The sequence below is a fragment of the Micrococcus sp. SL257 genome (assembly GCF_026625585.1).
Taxonomy (GTDB): Bacteria; Actinomycetota; Actinomycetes; order Actinomycetales; family Micrococcaceae; genus Micrococcus; species Micrococcus luteus.
In genome coordinates this window covers 1,249,040-1,264,982 of the sequence record NZ_CP113053.1, presented here as the reverse complement: position 1 = coordinate 1,264,982, position 15,943 = coordinate 1,249,040, and the positions used below count along the sequence as shown (strand labels likewise).

The following is a 15,943-nucleotide window of genomic DNA, read 5'->3' as shown; positions in this document are numbered from 1 at the left end:
GATCAGACCTCCATTCCGAAGTGCTGGGAGAAGCGGACGTCGCCCTCGATCATGTCGTGCATGTCCGGGACCTCGTTGCGGAACATGAGCGTGCGCTCCACGCCCATGCCGAACGCGAACCCGGAGTACTCCTCCGGGTCCAGGCCCGCGGCGCGCAGCACGTTCGGGTGCACCATGCCGCAGCCGCCCCACTCGATCCAGCGGGGCCCGCCCTTGGCGCCGGGGTGCCAGATGTCCAGCTCGGCGCTGGGCTCGGTGAACGGGAAGAAGTTCGGGCGCAGGCGGATGGCCGCCTCCGCCCCGAACATCTGGCGGGCGAAGTACTCGAGGGTGCCGCGCAGGTGGGCCATGGTCAGGCCCTTGTCAACGGCCAGGCCCTCGAACTGGTGGAACACCGGGGTGTGCGTGGCGTCCAGCTCGTCCGTGCGGAACGTGCGGCCCGGGCACAGCACGTAGGTGGGGGCGCCCCGCTCGAGCAGGGAGCGCATCTGCACCGGAGAGGTGTGGGTGCGCAGCAGCAGGTGGGCCTCGGCCGGGTCCACGAAGAAGGTGTCCTGCATCTCGCGGGCCGGATGATCCGGCGCGAAGTTGAGGGAGTCGAAGTTGAACCACTCGGACTCGAGCTCGGGGCCCTCCGCGATCTCCCAGCCCATGCCGACGAAGATCTCCGAGACACGGTCCATCGTCAGCGAGAGCGGGTGACGGGCGCCGACGCGGCGGCGACGGACCGCGGTGGTCACGTCCACCGTCTCCTCGCGCAGGATCCGCGCGGCCTGCTCCGCCTCGAGCACCTCGGTGCGGGCGGCCAGGGCCTTGCCCAGGCGGCCGCGTGCGGCGCCCATGAGCTTGCCGGCCTCCGCCTTGCGCTCCTTGGGCAGAGCGCCGATCGCCTTGTTCGCGAGAGTCAAGGGGGCCCGGTCGCCGGTGTGGGCCAGGCGGGCGGCCTTGAGTTCGTCGAGGTCGGCCGCGGCCTCATATGCGGCGAGCGCGGCCTGCACAGCGGCCTCCACCGCCTCCGCGTCCACGGGGGAGATCTCCGCCACGGGCGCGGTGGGCTCCGCGCCGGTCTCGGGGCTGGGTGTCATCAGGGCAACGACCTTCGCATGGGGGACGGTGGGACGCCCGTCAGTCTAGTGTCCGCCCCGGGCCCGCTCGGCCTAGGCTGAGGCGCATGACCGCCCCGAACTCCCTCGACGGCACCGACCCGCTGCTGCGGGGCGTGGGCCTGGACGCGCAGACCCGCTGCGCCCATTACGCCACGGCGCGGGACGTCGTCGCCCTGCGCTTCGCCTGCTGCCCCGCGTACTGGTCCTGCCACCGCTGCCACGCGGAGCTCGCCGACCACCCGGCCGTGCCGGTGCCTGCCGGCGAGTTCGACCGGCCGCATGTGCTGTGCGGGGTGTGCCGCACCGAGCTGAGCGTGACCGCCTACCTCGCCCTCGAGGCCACCGCTGATCCTGCGTGCCCGGCCTGCGGGGCGCCGTTCAACCCGGGCTGCGCCGCCCATGCCCCGCTCTACTTCGACGTCCCCGCGTCCGGGTCCCCCGCCGGGGACGCCGATCCTGCGGCACAGCCATGACCGCGGCCCCCTCCCGGCCGTCGCCTCCGGCGCACGTGCGGGCGCGCGGGCTGTGGAACCTGCTGAACCTGGCGACGCCGCTGGGGCTGGTGGGCGCCGTCGTCGCCGGCTGCGCGCTGCGGCCCGGACCGCACGGGCTGATCGAGGCCCACGGCTGGACGCACCGGTTCCCGGGCGGGGCCGCGTTCACGGTCGGCGACGTCGTGTTCACCCGCCCCGGCCTGCGCATGACGCCCGCGCTGTGGCGGCACGAGGCCGGCCATGCGGACCAGTACGCCCTCCTGCTGGGTCTGCCCTTCCTGCCGGCGTACGCGCTGGCGGCGGCGTGGTCGATGTGGCGGACCGGGGATCCGGCCTCGCGCAACGTCTTCGAACGACGCGCGAGCCTGGCCCTGGGCGGCTACATCGAGCGGCCCGTGGTCCGCGGCCTGCGGCGCCGCCGCTGACGGGCACGGGCGATCGCGCCGACACGGACCCGGGGTCCGGGGAGGTCAGTGCAGGGTGCCGCCGGGGACGTCGAGGTCGGGGCCGCCGGCCATCGCCGTCAGGGCGGCCTCGGCCACCGCGCGCGCCAGGTCGGCCGCGGGCAGGGCCGGGGTGTCCGGCGTCGGGCGGTGCTCGGTGTCCCACGGCACGTGGATGAAGCCGGCGGCCCGGGCGGTGCCGGGGGCGTCGAGGAGGGCGTACATGACGTGGTTGCACACGAACGCGCCCGCGGACAGGGACGGCTCCGCGGCGACGCCGGCCTCCCGGATCGCGGCGACGGCACGCTTGGCGGGCAGGGTGGCGAACAGGGCCGCGGGACCGTCGGCGCGCACGGGCCGGTCCACGGGCTGCTCCCCCGCGTTGTCCGGGATCCGGGCGTCCTGCAGGTTCACGGCCACCCGTTCGACCCGGACCGTCGCCGTGCCGCCGGCCAGCCCGACGGCGATCGCCACCTCCGGCCGGACCCGGTCGAGGGCCGCGGTCAGGGCCGGCCCGGCCGCGCCGAACGCGCACGGCAGCTCGACCGCCTCGGCCGTCACACCCCGGTCCGCCAGGATGCCCACGGCGTCCCGCGCGGCGGCGATCGACGGGTTGTGGACATCGCCGCCGAAGGGCTCGAAGCCCGTGAGCAGGACGCGGGCGGCCGGGGCGGGTGCACGGGAGGTCATGGCGACCACGGTAGGCGCGTCTCGGCGCCCGCGCCACGCCCGGACTCGAACACGCTTGCGGGTCGATTCGAACATGTGTTCTACTTCTGGCCATGCGATGGGAAGCGCAGACCCTGCGGTCCGAGGGCGGAGCCCAGCGGGCGACGGCCGGCACACCGGCCGGCTCCGCCGCCCTGCTGCCGCTCTCGGACCTGCAGCGGAGTGTCACCACCCCGGAGTTCGCGGGGGTCACCTTCCATGAGGTGCTCGCCAAGACCGCACTGAACTCGGTGCCGTCTGCCTCGGCCATGCCGTTCCGCTGGACCGTGAACCCGTACCGCGGCTGCACCCACGCCTGCCGGTACTGCTACGCCCGCAGCACCCACACCTTCCTCGAGCTCGACGCCGGGGCCGACTTCGACCGGCAGATCGTCGTGAAGGTCAACGTCGCCGAGGTGCTGCGCGCCGAACTCGCCCGCCCCACGTGGGGCCGCGAGGCGGTGGCGTTGGGGACGAACACGGACCCGTATCAGCGGGCCGAGGGCCGCTACGCGCTGATGCCCGGGATCATCCGGGCCCTGGCCGATTCCGGCACCCCGTTCTCCGTGCTGACCAAGGGGACCCTGCTCGCGCGGGATGTGCCCCTGCTGCAGGCGGCCTCGCGCCAGGTGCCGGTGCAGGTCTCGCTGTCCCTGGCGATGCTCGACCCCGCCATCGCCGCCGCGGTCGAGCCGGGCACGCCGTCGCCGACCGCACGCCTGCGCCTGATCGAGCGGCTCGCCGCCGCGGGTGCGGACGTCACCGTCATGGCCATGCCCCTGCTGCCGTGGCTCACGGACGGGGACCGCGAGATCGACGCCCTCATGCGCGCGCTGGCGGACGCCGGAGCCGCGCGCGTCATGCCGGGCGCCCTGCACCTGCGGCCGGGCGCGAAGGAGTGGTACCTGGACTGGATCCGCCGCGAGCACCCGGATCTGCTGGCCGGCTACGAGCAGATGTACGCCCGGTCCGCCTACGCGCCCGAGTCGTACCGCCGCATGCTCACCCGGATGGCCGGGGAGGCCGCCGCACGGCACGGCCTGGCCCGCGGCGGCGCCCACGGCATCCGGCGCGAGGACGGTCCCCCGGCCCGGCGCCGGCCGGCGTCCCGGCCCTCCGCTCCGGCGGCGCAGCCCGCGCTGTTCTGACCGGTCCGCGGGGCGCGGCCGGCCGCGTGTCGACTCAGCGCCCCGCGGAGAACGCCGTGGCGGCGCCACGGAGCACCTCGGCCACGATCGGCCGGTCCGCCGGGATCCAGTCCAGGTGCCGCACGCCCGGCCCGGTGAGCGGCAGCCACGCCAGCAGGTCGTGGTCCTGGAGGGCTCGGGGTGTCGTCCCCTCCTCCGCCAGGACGCCCCAGAACACCCGCATCCGGGCGCCGTTGGCCAGCTCCCACCCGTCCGGCTCCGGCGCCGCCACCTCGGGGCCGAGCCGCACGGCGACCCCGAGCTCCTCCCGGCACTCCCGCAGCAGCGCCTCCTGGACGCCCTCCCCCGGCTCGACCTTGCCCCCGGGGAACTCCCAGAGCCCCCGCAGCGGGGCAGGCGCGCTGCGACGGGCCGCCAGCAGGCGGGTCGGCGCGGCCACATCGTCGAGCAGCGCGAGCCCCACGACCAGCCGCGGTCGCGCACCGTCCCGGGGCGACGTCGTCGGGCTGGCAGCGGGCGCGGGGCGAGCGGGTGTGGCGGAGGTCATGAGCCCAGGCTAGCGAGGCCCCCGCCCCCGCAGACCGGAGTCCGTAGGCTGGGTCGGTGCCCACCCCCACTCCCGCCGCCGACGGCGCCCACGACCGTTCCCCCCGCGCCCCGCGTCCGACGCGCCCGGACCCGTCCATCCCACCGACCGCGCCGACGGGCCCCGGCGCGCTGCTGGGCGGCCGCCGCGTGCGTCTGCTGCCGGCCATCCTCGCGCTGGCCCTGGGCAGCTTCGCGATCGGCACCACGGAGTTCGCGATGATGGGCCTGCTGCCGCAGGCGGTGGCCGACCTCGGCATCGGTCTCGAGGCCGGCGGCGTGCTCATCTCCATGTACGCGCTGGGCGTCGTGATCGGCGCTCCCCTGCTGGCCGCGTCCTTCGCCCGCGTCGACCGGCGGGTCACGAGCATCGTGCTGATGCTGCTGTTCGTCGTGGGGCACGTGGCCGCGTTCCTCGCCCCGGACATGGGGAGCATGATGGCGGCCCGGTTCGTGTCGGGCCTGCCCCACGGCGCCTACTTCTCCGCGGCCGCCCTGGCCGCGGCGGACCTCGCCGGGCCCGCCCGCCGCGGCCAGGCCGTGGCCTGGGTGATGGCCGGGCTGTCCGTGGCCAACGTGCTGGGCGTGCCGGGCGCGACGGCGCTCGGGCAGGCCGTCGGCTGGCGCTGGATGTTCGTCATCGTGGCGGTCTGCGCGGCCCTGTGCGTCGGGGCGACCGCGTGGCTCGTCCCGTCCGTGCCGGCCCCCGCGGGCGCCTCGGTCGGCCGCGAGCTGCGCGGTCTGGCCTCCGGCCGCCTGTGGGCGACGGTGGCCGTGGGCGTGATCGGCTTCGCCGGCATGTTCGCGCTCTACACCTACATCGCGCCGCTGCTCACGGAGGTCGCGGGCCTCGAGGAACGGTGGGTCCCCGCCGTGCTGGCCCTCTACGGCGTCGGCATGGTGATCGGCACGCTCGTCAGCGGCGCCCTCACGGACCGCGACCCGGTGGGCACCCTGCGCCTGAGCTTCGGGCTCAGCGCGGTCTCGCTGGCCGCCGTCGCGCTGACGGCCTCGTGGGCTCCGGTGATGATCGTGTTCCTCTTCTGCGTGGCCGTCAGCGGCTCCGGGATCGCCCCGTCCCTGCAGGTGCTGCTCGTGGACTCCGCGCCCACCGCACCCCAGCTGGCCGGTTCGCTCAACCACTCCGCGCTGAACATGGCCAACGCGATGGGCGCGTGGGTCGGGGCCGCCGCGATCGGGGCCGGTGCGTCGCTGCGGACCCCGCCGCTGGTCGGCGCGGGCATCGCCCTGGCGGGCCTGGTGCTGGCGTTCCTGCTCGTGCGCCGCGACGTCGCGGCGCGGCCCGGCGTCCGGGCTGACGACGGCGGCTCGCCCCGCTGAATCTCCCACACGAGGCCGGGGCGAACCTCGTCACGTCGGAGAATCTCGAAAAAGTCGGGGCGCCAGAGGTGGCCCCCCGTGAAAATCCCTTGCTACGTTCCTTCTCGTACGTCAGATTCGCAACCCGAAAGGAACCATCATCATGGGCATCTTTGGCTGGATCGTGCTTGGTCTCATCGCCGGCGCCATCGCTCGCGCCATCCTCCCCGGACGTCAGGGCGGCGGGTGGCTCGGCGCCCTCCTCACCGGCATCGTCGGCGCTCTCCTCGGCGGCTGGATCGCCTCCCTGCTGTTCGACTTCGACGTGAACGAGAAGTTCTTCGATCTGGGCACCTGGATCTTCGCGATCATCGGCGGCGTTATCGTCGCCGCAGTGTGGCAGGCCATCACCCGCCGCACCGGCACCCGCGCCTGAGTGAGCTGAGCGGCCCGGGTTCCACCCGGGAACACGCAGATGGGGCGGGGATCCACGTGGATCCCCGCCCCATCTGCGTCTCCGGACGGCTGCCGCCGCCTCGTGCGCCCCGTCAGCCGGCGCGCCGTGCCCCCGCCATCGCGGACGAGTACAGGCACACCGTGGCGGCGGTCCCCACGTTCAGGGACTCCGCGGCCCCATACAGCGGCACCGCCACCCGGCGGTCCGCCAGCGCGAGCTCGCCGCCGTCCAGGCCCTGGGCCTCGTTGCCGAACAGCCACGCGGTCGGCGCGGCGACCACGCCGGGGGCGAGGGCGTCGAGCCGATCCGAGCCGTAGCCGTCGGCGGCCCACACCTGCAGGCCTGCGGCCCGGGCGGCGGCCGCGGCCGCCTCTGCGGGGACGGCGGTGACCACGGGCAGGTGGAACAGCGACCCGGCGGTGGACCGGACCACCTTGGGGTTGAACGGGTCGACGGAGCCCGGCGTGAGGACCACCGCGTCCGCCCCGGCCGCGTCCGCGGCTCGGATGACCGTGCCGGCGTTCCCCGGGTCCTGCACGCGGCACAGCACGGCGGCCAGGCGCGCCTCCCCGAGGACCGCTTCGACGGCCTGCGGCTCCGGCATCCGCGCCACGGCGACGATGTCCTGCCCCGTCACGGCGTCGGCCATGGCGGTGAGCACCTCGTCGCTGGCCTGGCGCACCAGGACGCACTCACCACCCGGCGTCGGGCGGTCCCGGACGCGCGCCACGAGCTCGGCCAGCGCGGGGTCCCGGTCCACGAGTCCGACGGACATGTACACCTGGGTCAGCACCCGCCCCGCGCGCCACTGCCCCGCGGCGGCCTCCGGCCCCTCCCCCAGGTGGGCGCGCAGGGCCTCGCGGCAGGCCTGCGGCCCCTCGACGAGGAACGTGCCCGTCCGGCGTCGGGCGGAGCGGCCCGCCAGGGCTGCCACCGCGCGCACGCGCTCGGCGCGGGGATGGGTCATCGGCTCGGCGTGCGGGGTCATGGGGTCTTTCTGGTCGGGGCTCAGCTGCGGATGCGCAGACGCCGACGGGGCGGGCCTCGGTGGAGGACCCGCCCCGTCGGCGGTGGTGTTCACGCCTGGGACGTGGTGGTGGGGGCCCTCAAGGCCCCGGAGCCGGCTCAGCGGGAGGCGGCGGGGGCGTTCACGTCTGCGGGCAGCGCCTCGCGGGCGGTCTTCACCAGCACGGCGAAGGTCGCGGCGTCGGAGACGGCGATCTCGGCCAGCATGCGGCGGTCCACCTCGACGCCGGCCAGCTTGAGGCCCTGCATGAATCGGTTGTAGGTCATGCCGTTGGCGCGGGCGGCCGCGTTGATGCGGGTGATCCACAGGCGACGGAAGTCACCCTTGCGCTTGTGGCGATGCTGGTAGTTGTAGGTGAACGAGTGGAGCATCTGCTCCTTCGCCTTGCGGTACAGGCGAGACCGCTGGCCGCGGTAGCCGGAGGCGCGCTCCAGCATGGTCCGACGCTTCTTGTGGGCGTTCACTGCCCGCTTCACACGTGCCACGTGCGTACTCCAATCTGTGTGGTCCCCGGGGCGCGCACTGGCGCGTCACGGCCGAGGAGGAAGGGGTTCCGGCGAGGCCGGAGGGGGTGTCAGATGCCGAGCATCCGCTTGATCTGCTTGATGCTGCCCTTGGAGACGAGCTGGTCGCCCTTGAGACGGCGGGTCAGGCGCGAGGACTTGTGCTCCAGGTAGTGGCGGCGGTTCGCCTGCTGGCGCATGATCTTGCCGGAGCCGGTCACGCGGAAGCGCTTCTTGGCACCGCTGTGGGTCTTCATCTTCGGCATGGCTGCCGTTCTCCTTCACTCATCGCTGCCGTGCGCGGCGCGCACGGCAGTGCTGGTCACCCCGGTCCGTCCGGACCGGGCTGGTCTGTGGCGACCCCGGGGGGTCAGGCCCGAGGACCGGGCTTGGGGGCACCGCCGCGGGGGGCGGCGGGCTTGGGCGGGGCCGGCATCGGCTTGGCCGCCGGCTTCGGAGCCGACGACGGCGCGGCCGGCTTGGCGGCGGACCGCGGCTTCGGCGTGGCAGCCGGCGCAGCCGAGGACTGCGGCTTCGGCGTCGCGGCCGGCTTCGGGGCCGATGCGGGCGTGGCGCTGGAGGCCGGCTTCGCAGCCGGGGCGGCCGCGGCCGGGCGGGGAGCCGCCGGGGCCGGGGTCTTCGGCGCCTGCGTCGTCTCGGCCGGGGCCGCGGAGGCGTTCTCCTGCGTCCGGGCGGCCATGGCCTTCAGCTGCTCGGGGAACGCATCCCCGACCGAATTCCGCACCGGGGCGGAGTCGGACGCCGCCTTCTGCGCGGCGCGCTCCTTGGCCTCGCGGGCGGCCTGGTCGCGACGCGAACCGCCGCCCTGACGCTCGCGGTGGCTCTCGGCCGAGTTCTTGCGCTGGTCCGCCCGCGCATCGGCCTTGGTGCGCAGCGGGGCGACCACCATCACCATGTTGCGGCCGTCCTGGCGCGGCTGCGATTCGACGGTGCCCAGCTCGGCGACGTCCTCGGCGAACTGCTGCAGCAGCTTGATGCCGAGTTCGGGACGCTGCTGCTCACGGCCGCGGAACTGGATGATGGCCTTGACCTTGTCGCCCTGGCTCAGGAACTTCTTGGCGTGGCCGGTCTTGGTCTCGTAGTCGTGCTTGTCGATCTTCAGGCGGAAGCGGACCTCCTTGAGGACCGTGTTCACCTGGTTCTTGCGCGACTCACGGGCCTTCACCGCGGCCTCGTACTTGTACTTGCCGAAATCCATCAGCTTGCACACCGGAGGCTTGGCCGTGGGGGCCACCTCCACGAGATCCAGGTCCGCCTCGGCGGCGAGCCGGAGGGCGTCCTCGACGCGGACGATACCGACCTGTTCGCCGTTCGGGCCGACCAGGCGGACTTCCGGAACGCGGATACGCTCGTTGATGCGGGGATCGCTGATGGTGCTGCTCCTCTGTGTGAGACGACGGGTGACCCCGCGCCCACCGGAGGGGCCCTCGGAAACGAGGAAGGCCTCCCCTGCGCGGACGCAGACGGAGGCCTCGACACGATCCCGTCGGACGGGACCCTCGGTGCGGGCTGCGCGCCACGACGCGGCGGTCCCGACCGGCGACCCGGCAACTCGGCCCGGGGCGAACCGGACATCCTGCTGGCGCGGGTGGGAGAGAGGCCTCCACTTTGCTGCTCCTGGCCCGTGCATGCCCGCCCCGGGGTCACCGGATGACGAGGTCTTGCGCGGACCACGAGTGGTCTATGGGAAGCTTACCACCATGACAGACGAACGTCAGGCCCAGGACGCCACCCCCATGGACGCCCCCGCCGAGATCCGCGACATCCACGAGGTCCCCGCCGTCGAGGTCATCACGACCACCGCCGTGCACCTGATGACCGCCGCCGCCGTCAAGTGCGGCCTGGCCGACTCCCCCGACGCCCGCGAGCTCATCGATCTCGACGAGGCCCGCAAGCTCATCACGGCCCTCGCCGGGCTGGTCACGGCCGCGGCCCCCGAGATCGGCAGCCAGCACGCCGGACCGCTGCGCGACGGGCTGCGCTCGCTGCAGCTGGCGTTCCGTGAGGCCTCCCCGTTCCCGGACGCCCCGGGCAAGGGCCCCGGCGAGAAGTTCACCGGCCCGGTGAACTGACCACGGCCCCGATGACGACGACGGCGCGCCCCTGGCCGGGGGCGCGCCGTCGTCGTCGGGGCGGGGCTCAGGCGTCCGTCGAGGCCTCCGGGGCGGGGGCGAGATGCCGGGTGACCGGCGTCGTGAAGAGGGTGAGCAGCGCGACGCCGGAGACCGCGAGCAGCGGCCCACCCAGAGCAGCGGCGTCCACGCTGAAGAGCCACGAGGACAGGAGCACACTGAAGAGCTGGATCGCGACGGCGGCGCCGCGGCTCCACGCCCGACCGCGCAGCAGGGCGACGGCGGTCGCGAGGATCCACAGGGCGAGCAGCGCGTAGATGACGATCAGCATCACGCGGGCGCCGGCCGGGAGCACCCCGTCCGCCGCATGCACCACCGCGTCCACGGCGAACCAGAGGAGCGCACCCCCCTCGAGCACGAGCGCCGCGGCGACCACGAGGACGGCCACCGGCAGGCCCCGTCCGGGGCGGGGCGGGACCGTCGTCGCGTCGGCGCCCGACGACTCGGACGGGGCGACGGGGTCGGGGCGGCGGGACTGTGCCATGGGGCCTCTCCTGCGGACGGCTGCGGGGACGGACGTGTCCCCCACGGTACGCCGGGCGGCGCGCGGACCACGTCCGCGGCGGCGCCTCGGTCAGGGCATGGTGTGACGAAGGACTCGCAGTGCAGCGCGGTGATGCACCTCATTCACCTCTTGTTCACTCGTGAGGGCCGTGCGAGGATGGCATGCGAGAGATTTCCGGGGGCCGCGTTCGTACGAAGGCGGTCCCCGTTGCAATGACCAGGGTCGCCCTCCGTATCGGTCGTGCCGCGCGTCGTCCGCGCCGGCCCCCGCGCCCGCCGCCGGCGGAGGCCGTGACCACCGGCGCCCGCGGGCTCCGGTTCTTCCGACAGAAAGTGAGCGGACCGATGGATTGGCGCAGTAAAGCAGCGTGCCTGGACAAGGACCCGGAGCTGTTCTTCCCGGTGGGCAACACCGGCCCCGCCCTCCTGCAGATCGAGGAGGCCAAGGCGGTGTGCCGCTCGTGTGAGGTCGTGGACACGTGCCTGAAGTGGGCCATGGAGTCCGGCCAGGACTCGGGCGTCTGGGGCGGCATGAGCGAGGACGAGCGGCGCGCCATGAAGCGCCGCGCCGCGCGTGCCCGCCGCGCCTCCTGACCCACCCGGACCACCGGCCCCGTCGACGACGTCGACGGGGCCGTCCTCAAGCCCGGCCGGGTTCACGTCAGGGGCAGTCGCAGCACGACGCGCGTGCCGCCGTCGTCGGACCGCTCCCAGCGCAGGGTGCCGCGCAGGTCCCCCTCCACGAGCGAGTGCACGATGCGCAGGCCGAGCCCCGATCCCTCGCCCGCGCGGGGAGACTCCCCCGGCACCCATCCGTCGGGGGCGGCGGGGCCGCCGTCCGTCACGGACACGACCAGCACCGTTCCCGCGGGGGTCGACTCGCGGTCGGCGTGCAGGCCCACGCAGCCACCGCCCGGCGCCGTGCCGTGCTCGACGGCGTTGGCCGCCAGCTCATTGAGCACCAGCGCCAGCGGCGTGGTCACGTGGGAGGGCAGTTCACCGAACTCGCCCGTGACCGCGACCTGCAGCGGCCGCCCGTCCCCGGCCACCTCGACGGCCAGGCGGAACTGCCGCTGCAGCAGACCGTCCACGGGGACCTGGTCCTCGATCTCCTCGCTCAGCGTCTGGTGGACGAGGGCGATCGTGTCCACCCGCTGCATCGCCTGACGCAGCGCACGCTCCGCCTCGGGCGAGGACGTGCGCCGCGCCTGCATGCGCAGCAGCGATCCCACGGTCTGCAGGTTGTTCTTGACGCGGTGGTGGATCTCGCGGATGGTCGCGTCCTTGGTGAGCAGACGCTGCTCCTGGCGGCGCAGCTCGGTCACGTCGCGCAGCAGCAGCAGCGCCCCCTGCCAGCCGTCCGGACCGAGCAGGGGGACGGAGCGCACCGTGAGGGACGCCCCGCCGGACTGCACCTCCCGCCGTCCGGCACGCAGCCCGGTGAGCACGGCCCACGTCCCCTCGTCGGTGGGCACACGGGCGGCGTCGGTGCTGGCCAGGACGTCGGTGAGCCGGTGCCCCTCGAGCGTTGAGGCGATGCCCAGCCGGCGCAGGGCGGAGACCGCGTTGGGACTGGTGAACTCGGCGACCGAGTCCGGCCCGAGCACGACGAGGCCGTCCCCCACCCGCGGCGTGCCGCCTGCCCAGAGGCCGGGAGGCTCCTCGGGCGCCGGCCAGCGGCCGTGCTGCATCATGTCCAGCAGGGTGCTGGCCGTCCGGCTGTAGTTCTCCTCGATCACCGAGCGCGCCGGCCGGCCGTTCGGGTCCGCGTGCGCGGAGACGACCGCGATGACCCTCCCGGCGCGGACCACCGGCCACAGACGCACCTGCAGCGTGCCTCCCGGGGCCTCGACGGGGCCGGCCCCCTCGGCCCGCTCCCCGCCATGCCACGTCTGCCCGACGACGGCCCGCAGGTCCGCGCGGGCGCGCGAGCCCACGATGTCGCGGTGGAAGAGGGTGGGAGCGGTGAAGGGCCGGACCTGGGCGAGCGCGACGAACCCTCCGGCCTCGTCGCGGCGGGGCACGGGGCACCAGAGCACGAGGTCCGCGAGCGCCAGGTCTGCCACGAGCTGCCAGTCCCCCACGAGCCGCTGCAGCCAGGCGCGGTCCTCGTCTCCGATGTCCGGGTGCGACGTCAGGGGGTCCTGCGCGAGCGAACTGACCATGGGATCAGGGTACGGCGACGTGCCGGGCGGCCCGTGTCCGTGGCGTCGCGGGCGGCGTCGGACGACACGGCGGCGATGGTCTGCGAGGGCCGTGCGCGGTGCCGTCCGCGGCGGGCGGGGCGGGCAGGGACACCGGCCAGCGTGGCGAGGGCGCGACGCAGCGGGCTGTTCGGAGCGGCCTCGGCGAGCACCTGGCCGGCGAGCAGCGCGGGGTCCGCGGCGGCCGGGTCCCACGGCAGGAACGCCTCCAGGGGCGTGGCCGGCGAGGCGTAGCGGTTCCAGACGGCCTCGACCTGCCCGCGCGGGGCGACGCCGGCGGCGGCGGGCCGGAGCCGGTTGACCACGACGCGCAGCCGTGCCGCCGGGGCCGCCTCCGCCAGCTCCTCGACCCCGCGGACCAGGCGGGGCAGGGCGACGGCGTCCGGCCCGCCGACCGCGATGACCTCGTCGGCCGCGGCGAGCGCCGCCAGGGTCGCACCGTTGCGCTGTGGGGCGGGCACGTCGAAGGACAGCTCCTCGTCCTGCTCGAGACCGAACCCGACGTCGACGACCACGCGGTCCCAGTGTTCCCTGGCGGCCGCGATCAGCGCGGAGACGGCGGCGGGGCGCAGCTCGGGCCACCGGTCCACGCGGGTGAGTCCCGTCAGAACCGTCAGGTCCGCGCCGGCGACGCGGACGCGGACGCCCGCGGCCGCCAGGTCGGCGGCGCCCAGTCGGCCGTGGTCGGCCCGCCGCACGGCCCGCGCCACGCCGGCCGACTCCTCCGTCAGCCCCAGGTGCACACCGACGGCGGGGCCGTACGTGTCCAGATCGACCAGCAGCGTGTTCCGGCCGGCCACGGCGTGCTCGGCGGCGAGGTTCACGGCGACGGTGGTGCGTCCCGGAGCGCCGGTGGGACCCCACACCACGGTCACCAGGGACTCCCGCGCGGGTCCGGTCGGTTCGCCCTCCTCCGGAGAGGGTGCGGGGTTGGCTCCCTCGTCCGCGGTGGCGGGGCCGTCGTCAGGCGTGGCCGCGGCGGGGGCGGCGTCCGGCCCGGCGTCGTCGGGCTCGTCGGCGTCGCGCCAGGGGTCCGTGAGGCCGGGCACCTCGTCCGCGCCGAGCGTCTCCAGGGTGATCGGCAGGTCGTCGAGGTCCTCGGCGTGATCCCGGGCGTGGTCGGCGTCCTCCCCGTGCGAGGTCTCCGGCCGGCGGCCCTCCGCGGCGGCGCTCGCGGACTCCACGACGACGGCCGCGATCTGCTCGGGGTCGGCGTCGGCGCGCACGCAGGGCACCCCCATGCCACGGAGGCGACGGCGCTCGGCACGGACCTCGCTGAGCGCCGCCACGCCCACGGGTCGGGGCAGCCGGGCCGTCTCCTCCAGGAAGGCGGCGGTGAGGGACTCGGTGTCCCCGGCCACGAGGACCGCGTCCACGAGACCGGAGCGGGCGATCGCGAGCAGCTCGGCGAGGTCCTCGGCCCGACGGAGGACCGTGATGTCCGTCTGGTGCCGCTCGAGCGGGCCGATGTGGTCCAGGCCCGGCTGGACGGTGGTGGCCAGGGCGATGCGCACGGTCAGCGCACCCCGTGGGCCGGCACGAGGGTGACCCGCGCGTCCTTGACCTTCGCATCCACGATGCGCGGCAGGGTCTCCTCCGGCGCCAGCAGCTGCACCCGGGTGATGCCCGAGCCGCCGAAGCCGTTCTGCTCTGCCGCGACCTCGGAGATCTCGAGCGCCTCGGCCAGCCGGGCCGGGTCCGCATGGCCGCGGCCTCCCTCCGCCGGCATGGCCACCCAGACGTCCACGCGGTCTCCCACGCCCACGCCGGACGGCAGCGGCTCGTCCAGGGCCACCCCGACGGGACGACGGCCGTCCGGGTCCGCGTCCACCAGTGCCGCCGCCGGCAGCAGCTCACCGGCCCGGACCGTCCCGGAGACCATCCGCCCCTCGGGAGCCGGAGCATCGGCGCTGAGGTACCGCTCGCCGGCCTCGCTGAGGTTCACCTCCACGGGGCGCAGGTCCCTGGACGCGATGGGTGTGCCCGGGGGCAGGTCCTCCGCAGCCGTCCAGTACGCGGCGGTCCGCTGGGCGGAGGCGACCAGCGCCACGACGCCGGCGATCGAGGCGAGGACGAGCACGAGACCGACGAGGAGCCGGGGATCCCGCCAGCGGGGCCGGCGCAGACGGCCGCCCTCGGCGGACGCGGACATGGTCGTGGACACCGGATGTTCCCCCCTTCGGACCGGCCCCTCGGGCCGCCGCGGCCCCGGCACCCCGTCGGTGTCGGCCCCTCCGCGCTGCGCCCAGAGTAACCACTGGGGCCGTGGATCGCCGGATCCGCCGCGTACGCTGTGGAAAAGTGTCGCCTCCGGGTGTTCCCGGGGTTGAATGGGTCGACGTCGTGGGCCGCCCGCGACCGTCCTGGACGCCTCGACCGAAGGAGCACCGTGCAGCGCTTTCTCACCCTGACCGACGTCGCGGAGACCCTGAACATCTCCGGTCAGGCCGCCCGTGCCCTGGTCCGCTCGGGTGAGCTGCAGGCCATCCAGGTCGGGGGCCGCGGTCAGTGGCGCATCGAGGTGTCCTGGCTCGAGGACTACGTGGAGCGTCAGAAGGAAGTGACGCGCGCCCGCGTCCGGGAGTGGACCGAGGCGGACGCGCAGGCCCGCTGAGCCCACACGGTCTGCTCAGGCGGGGCGCAGCGCGGTCCGGACCGTCCCCAGCGCCCCGAACGGGATGACGAGCCGCCCGCGGACGGCCGCGGCCCGCCGGGCCTCGTCCCGCGGGTGGCGGGCGATGTCGAGGTGGTCGCCGCCGACCCGGTCCACGGTGCCCTCTGCCAGTGCCGCGCCGAGGCGCCCCGTCACCGCCACCGGCTGGCGCGTCCGCGCGATGCCGCGCAGCACCGTCCCCCAGCCGGCCGCGGCGAGCTCGGGCGCGACCGCGGCCCGGGTCAGGTCGGCCTCCACGGCCGCCACGCAGTCCACCGCGACGATCGCCGACCCCGAACCGTCGACGTGCACGCCGACCCAGCCCTGCCCCACCGTGTGCACCACACCGTCCACGACCTCGCCCCAGGCCAGGTGGAGCCGGACCTGCCGCCCTCGAGCTCCGCGCAGGCGGTCCGCCAGGGACAGCGCCATCCACTCCGCTCGGGTCAGCTCCGCGGCCTCGGCCACCGTCTCCTGCCAGCCGAGGTCGGCCCAGTGCGCCTCCAGGTCGTCGAAGAGTCCGTTCCACCGCATGCGCTCAGCATAGGAGGCTCAGCGCCGGACATCGGTCATCATCAAACATCATCAAACATCACTCTTGACAACCATCAGGCCGTGCAGTTCACTGTGGTCATCAT

The 15,943-nt window shown here is 74.9% G+C and carries 20 protein-coding genes; 8 read left to right on the top strand and 12 right to left on the bottom strand.

Annotation, left to right across the window (positions count from 1 at the left end):
• Positions 1-2: 2 nt before the first annotated feature.
• Entirely contained in the window at positions 3-1,085 is a 1,083-nt protein-coding gene (pheS, locus tag OVA32_RS05970; RefSeq protein WP_049147954.1) for a phenylalanine--tRNA ligase subunit alpha, read from the bottom strand.
• Between the two features lie 86 nt (positions 1,086-1,171).
• On the opposite strand from pheS, the gene OVA32_RS05965 reads away from it, so the two are divergent.
• Together OVA32_RS05965 and OVA32_RS05960 are read left to right on the top strand one after the other, a co-directional pair.
• On the top strand, positions 1,172-1,579 hold the full coding sequence (locus OVA32_RS05965) for a CHY zinc finger protein (RefSeq protein ID WP_101967792.1): 408 nt from the start codon (positions 1,172-1,174) through the stop codon (positions 1,577-1,579).
• Positions 1,576-2,025, top strand: a complete 450-nt coding sequence (locus OVA32_RS05960; RefSeq protein ID WP_049147952.1) for a hypothetical protein — start codon at positions 1,576-1,578, stop codon at positions 2,023-2,025. The genes OVA32_RS05965 and OVA32_RS05960 overlap by 4 nt, the downstream gene beginning before the upstream one ends.
• A 45-nt stretch (positions 2,026-2,070) precedes the next feature.
• On the opposite strand, the gene OVA32_RS05955 is transcribed toward OVA32_RS05960, so the two are convergent.
• Complete coding sequence (locus tag OVA32_RS05955) at positions 2,071-2,733, bottom strand: pyroglutamyl-peptidase I (RefSeq protein WP_254184113.1); 663 nt, start codon at positions 2,731-2,733, stop codon at positions 2,071-2,073.
• Between the two features lie 92 nt (positions 2,734-2,825).
• Here OVA32_RS05955 and OVA32_RS05950 point away from each other — a divergent pair, with 92 nt between their 5' ends.
• Entirely contained in the window at positions 2,826-3,899 is a 1,074-nt protein-coding gene (locus OVA32_RS05950) for an Rv2578c family radical SAM protein (protein WP_020624690.1), read from the top strand.
• Positions 3,900-3,933: 34 nt separating this feature from the next.
• On the opposite strand, the gene OVA32_RS05945 is transcribed toward OVA32_RS05950, so the two are convergent.
• Positions 3,934-4,446, bottom strand: a complete 513-nt coding sequence (locus tag OVA32_RS05945; protein ID WP_159833273.1) for a (deoxy)nucleoside triphosphate pyrophosphohydrolase — start codon at positions 4,444-4,446, stop codon at positions 3,934-3,936.
• 56 nt (positions 4,447-4,502) lie between these two features.
• Between OVA32_RS05945 and OVA32_RS05940 the strand changes: the two genes are divergently transcribed.
• Both OVA32_RS05940 and OVA32_RS05935 read left to right on the top strand, forming a co-directional pair.
• Positions 4,503-5,825, top strand: coding sequence for an MFS transporter (locus OVA32_RS05940; protein ID WP_115166093.1), 1,323 nt, complete (start codon positions 4,503-4,505; stop codon positions 5,823-5,825).
• Between the two features lie 142 nt (positions 5,826-5,967).
• On the top strand, positions 5,968-6,240 hold the full coding sequence (locus tag OVA32_RS05935) for a GlsB/YeaQ/YmgE family stress response membrane protein (RefSeq protein ID WP_134415759.1): 273 nt from the start codon (positions 5,968-5,970) through the stop codon (positions 6,238-6,240).
• A gap of 112 nt (positions 6,241-6,352) precedes the next feature.
• On the opposite strand, the gene OVA32_RS05930 is transcribed toward OVA32_RS05935, so the two are convergent.
• The 4 genes from OVA32_RS05930 to infC all read right to left on the bottom strand — a co-directional run bounded on the left by OVA32_RS05930 (position 6,353) and on the right by infC (position 9,136).
• A complete protein-coding gene (locus tag OVA32_RS05930; protein WP_134415757.1) occupies positions 6,353-7,249 on the bottom strand; it encodes a TrmH family RNA methyltransferase in 897 nt (298 codons plus the stop codon).
• Positions 7,250-7,386: 137 nt separating this feature from the next.
• On the bottom strand, positions 7,387-7,773 hold the full coding sequence (gene rplT / locus OVA32_RS05925; RefSeq protein WP_002853696.1) for a 50S ribosomal protein L20: 387 nt from the start codon (positions 7,771-7,773) through the stop codon (positions 7,387-7,389).
• Positions 7,774-7,862: 89 nt separating this feature from the next.
• Complete coding sequence (rpmI, locus tag OVA32_RS05920) at positions 7,863-8,057, bottom strand: 50S ribosomal protein L35 (protein WP_002853699.1); 195 nt, start codon at positions 8,055-8,057, stop codon at positions 7,863-7,865.
• Between the two features lie 104 nt (positions 8,058-8,161).
• A complete protein-coding gene (gene infC, locus OVA32_RS05915) occupies positions 8,162-9,136 on the bottom strand; it encodes a translation initiation factor IF-3 (protein WP_240335717.1) in 975 nt (324 codons plus the stop codon).
• A 376-nt stretch (positions 9,137-9,512) separates the two neighbouring features.
• Between infC and OVA32_RS05910 the strand changes: the two genes are divergently transcribed.
• Positions 9,513-9,884: a DUF1844 domain-containing protein gene (locus tag OVA32_RS05910; protein WP_036313345.1), complete on the top strand. Its 372-nt coding sequence runs from the start codon at positions 9,513-9,515 to the stop codon at positions 9,882-9,884.
• A gap of 67 nt (positions 9,885-9,951) precedes the next feature.
• Here the strand turns inward: OVA32_RS05910 and OVA32_RS05905 are convergent, their stop codons facing one another.
• A complete protein-coding gene (locus tag OVA32_RS05905; RefSeq protein ID WP_012750967.1) occupies positions 9,952-10,428 on the bottom strand; it encodes a hypothetical protein in 477 nt (158 codons plus the stop codon).
• A 365-nt stretch (positions 10,429-10,793) separates the two neighbouring features.
• Here OVA32_RS05905 and OVA32_RS05900 point away from each other — a divergent pair, with 365 nt between their 5' ends.
• A complete protein-coding gene (locus OVA32_RS05900) occupies positions 10,794-11,042 on the top strand; it encodes a WhiB family transcriptional regulator (RefSeq protein WP_002854852.1) in 249 nt (82 codons plus the stop codon).
• Positions 11,043-11,104: 62 nt separating this feature from the next.
• Here the strand turns inward: OVA32_RS05900 and OVA32_RS05895 are convergent, their stop codons facing one another.
• The 3 genes from OVA32_RS05895 to OVA32_RS05885 are packed head-to-tail and all read right to left on the bottom strand — an operon-like array spanning position 11,105 to position 14,816.
• Positions 11,105-12,613: a sensor histidine kinase gene (locus OVA32_RS05895; protein WP_134415753.1), complete on the bottom strand. Its 1,509-nt coding sequence runs from the start codon at positions 12,611-12,613 to the stop codon at positions 11,105-11,107.
• Positions 12,583-14,166 carry a tyrosine-protein kinase family protein gene (locus OVA32_RS05890; RefSeq protein WP_095353703.1) on the bottom strand — a complete coding sequence of 528 codons (1,584 nt, stop codon included), beginning with the start codon at positions 14,164-14,166 and terminating at the stop codon, positions 12,583-12,585. Before OVA32_RS05890 ends, OVA32_RS05895 begins: the two co-directional genes overlap by 31 nt.
• A 2-nt stretch (positions 14,167-14,168) precedes the next feature.
• Positions 14,169-14,816, bottom strand: coding sequence for an SAF domain-containing protein (locus OVA32_RS05885; protein ID WP_095353702.1), 648 nt, complete (start codon positions 14,814-14,816; stop codon positions 14,169-14,171).
• A 225-nt stretch (positions 14,817-15,041) separates the two neighbouring features.
• Here OVA32_RS05885 and OVA32_RS05880 point away from each other — a divergent pair, with 225 nt between their 5' ends.
• Positions 15,042-15,266, top strand: a complete 225-nt coding sequence (locus OVA32_RS05880; RefSeq protein WP_049147317.1) for a helix-turn-helix domain-containing protein — start codon at positions 15,042-15,044, stop codon at positions 15,264-15,266.
• Positions 15,267-15,281: 15 nt separating this feature from the next.
• On the opposite strand, the gene OVA32_RS05875 is transcribed toward OVA32_RS05880, so the two are convergent.
• Entirely contained in the window at positions 15,282-15,839 is a 558-nt protein-coding gene (locus OVA32_RS05875; protein ID WP_049147319.1) for a hypothetical protein, read from the bottom strand.
• Positions 15,840-15,943 lie beyond the last annotated feature (104 nt).

Excerpts from the sequence above, each read along its gene's own strand:
- pheS (WP_049147954.1), bottom strand. The coding sequence starts at position 1,085 with ATGACACCCAGCCCCGAGACCGGCGCGGAGCCCACCGCGCCCGTGGCG.
- OVA32_RS05965 (WP_101967792.1), top strand. The coding sequence starts at position 1,172 with ATGACCGCCCCGAACTCCCTCGACGGCACCGACCCGCTGCTGCGGGGC.
- OVA32_RS05960 (WP_049147952.1), top strand. The coding sequence starts at position 1,576 with ATGACCGCGGCCCCCTCCCGGCCGTCGCCTCCGGCGCACGTGCGGGCG.
- OVA32_RS05955 (WP_254184113.1), bottom strand. The coding sequence starts at position 2,733 with ATGACCTCCCGTGCACCCGCCCCGGCCGCCCGCGTCCTGCTCACGGGC.
- OVA32_RS05950 (WP_020624690.1), top strand. The coding sequence starts at position 2,826 with ATGCGATGGGAAGCGCAGACCCTGCGGTCCGAGGGCGGAGCCCAGCGG.
- OVA32_RS05945 (WP_159833273.1), bottom strand. The coding sequence starts at position 4,446 with ATGACCTCCGCCACACCCGCTCGCCCCGCGCCCGCTGCCAGCCCGACG.
- OVA32_RS05935 (WP_134415759.1), top strand. The coding sequence starts at position 5,968 with ATGGGCATCTTTGGCTGGATCGTGCTTGGTCTCATCGCCGGCGCCATC.
- OVA32_RS05930 (WP_134415757.1), bottom strand. The coding sequence starts at position 7,249 with ATGACCCCGCACGCCGAGCCGATGACCCATCCCCGCGCCGAGCGCGTG.
- rpmI (WP_002853699.1), bottom strand. The coding sequence starts at position 8,057 with ATGCCGAAGATGAAGACCCACAGCGGTGCCAAGAAGCGCTTCCGCGTG.
- OVA32_RS05910 (WP_036313345.1), top strand. The coding sequence starts at position 9,513 with ATGACAGACGAACGTCAGGCCCAGGACGCCACCCCCATGGACGCCCCC.
- OVA32_RS05905 (WP_012750967.1), bottom strand. The coding sequence starts at position 10,428 with ATGGCACAGTCCCGCCGCCCCGACCCCGTCGCCCCGTCCGAGTCGTCG.
- OVA32_RS05900 (WP_002854852.1), top strand. The coding sequence starts at position 10,794 with ATGGATTGGCGCAGTAAAGCAGCGTGCCTGGACAAGGACCCGGAGCTG.
- OVA32_RS05895 (WP_134415753.1), bottom strand. The coding sequence starts at position 12,613 with ATGGTCAGTTCGCTCGCGCAGGACCCCCTGACGTCGCACCCGGACATC.
- OVA32_RS05875 (WP_049147319.1), bottom strand. The coding sequence starts at position 15,839 with ATGCGGTGGAACGGACTCTTCGACGACCTGGAGGCGCACTGGGCCGAC.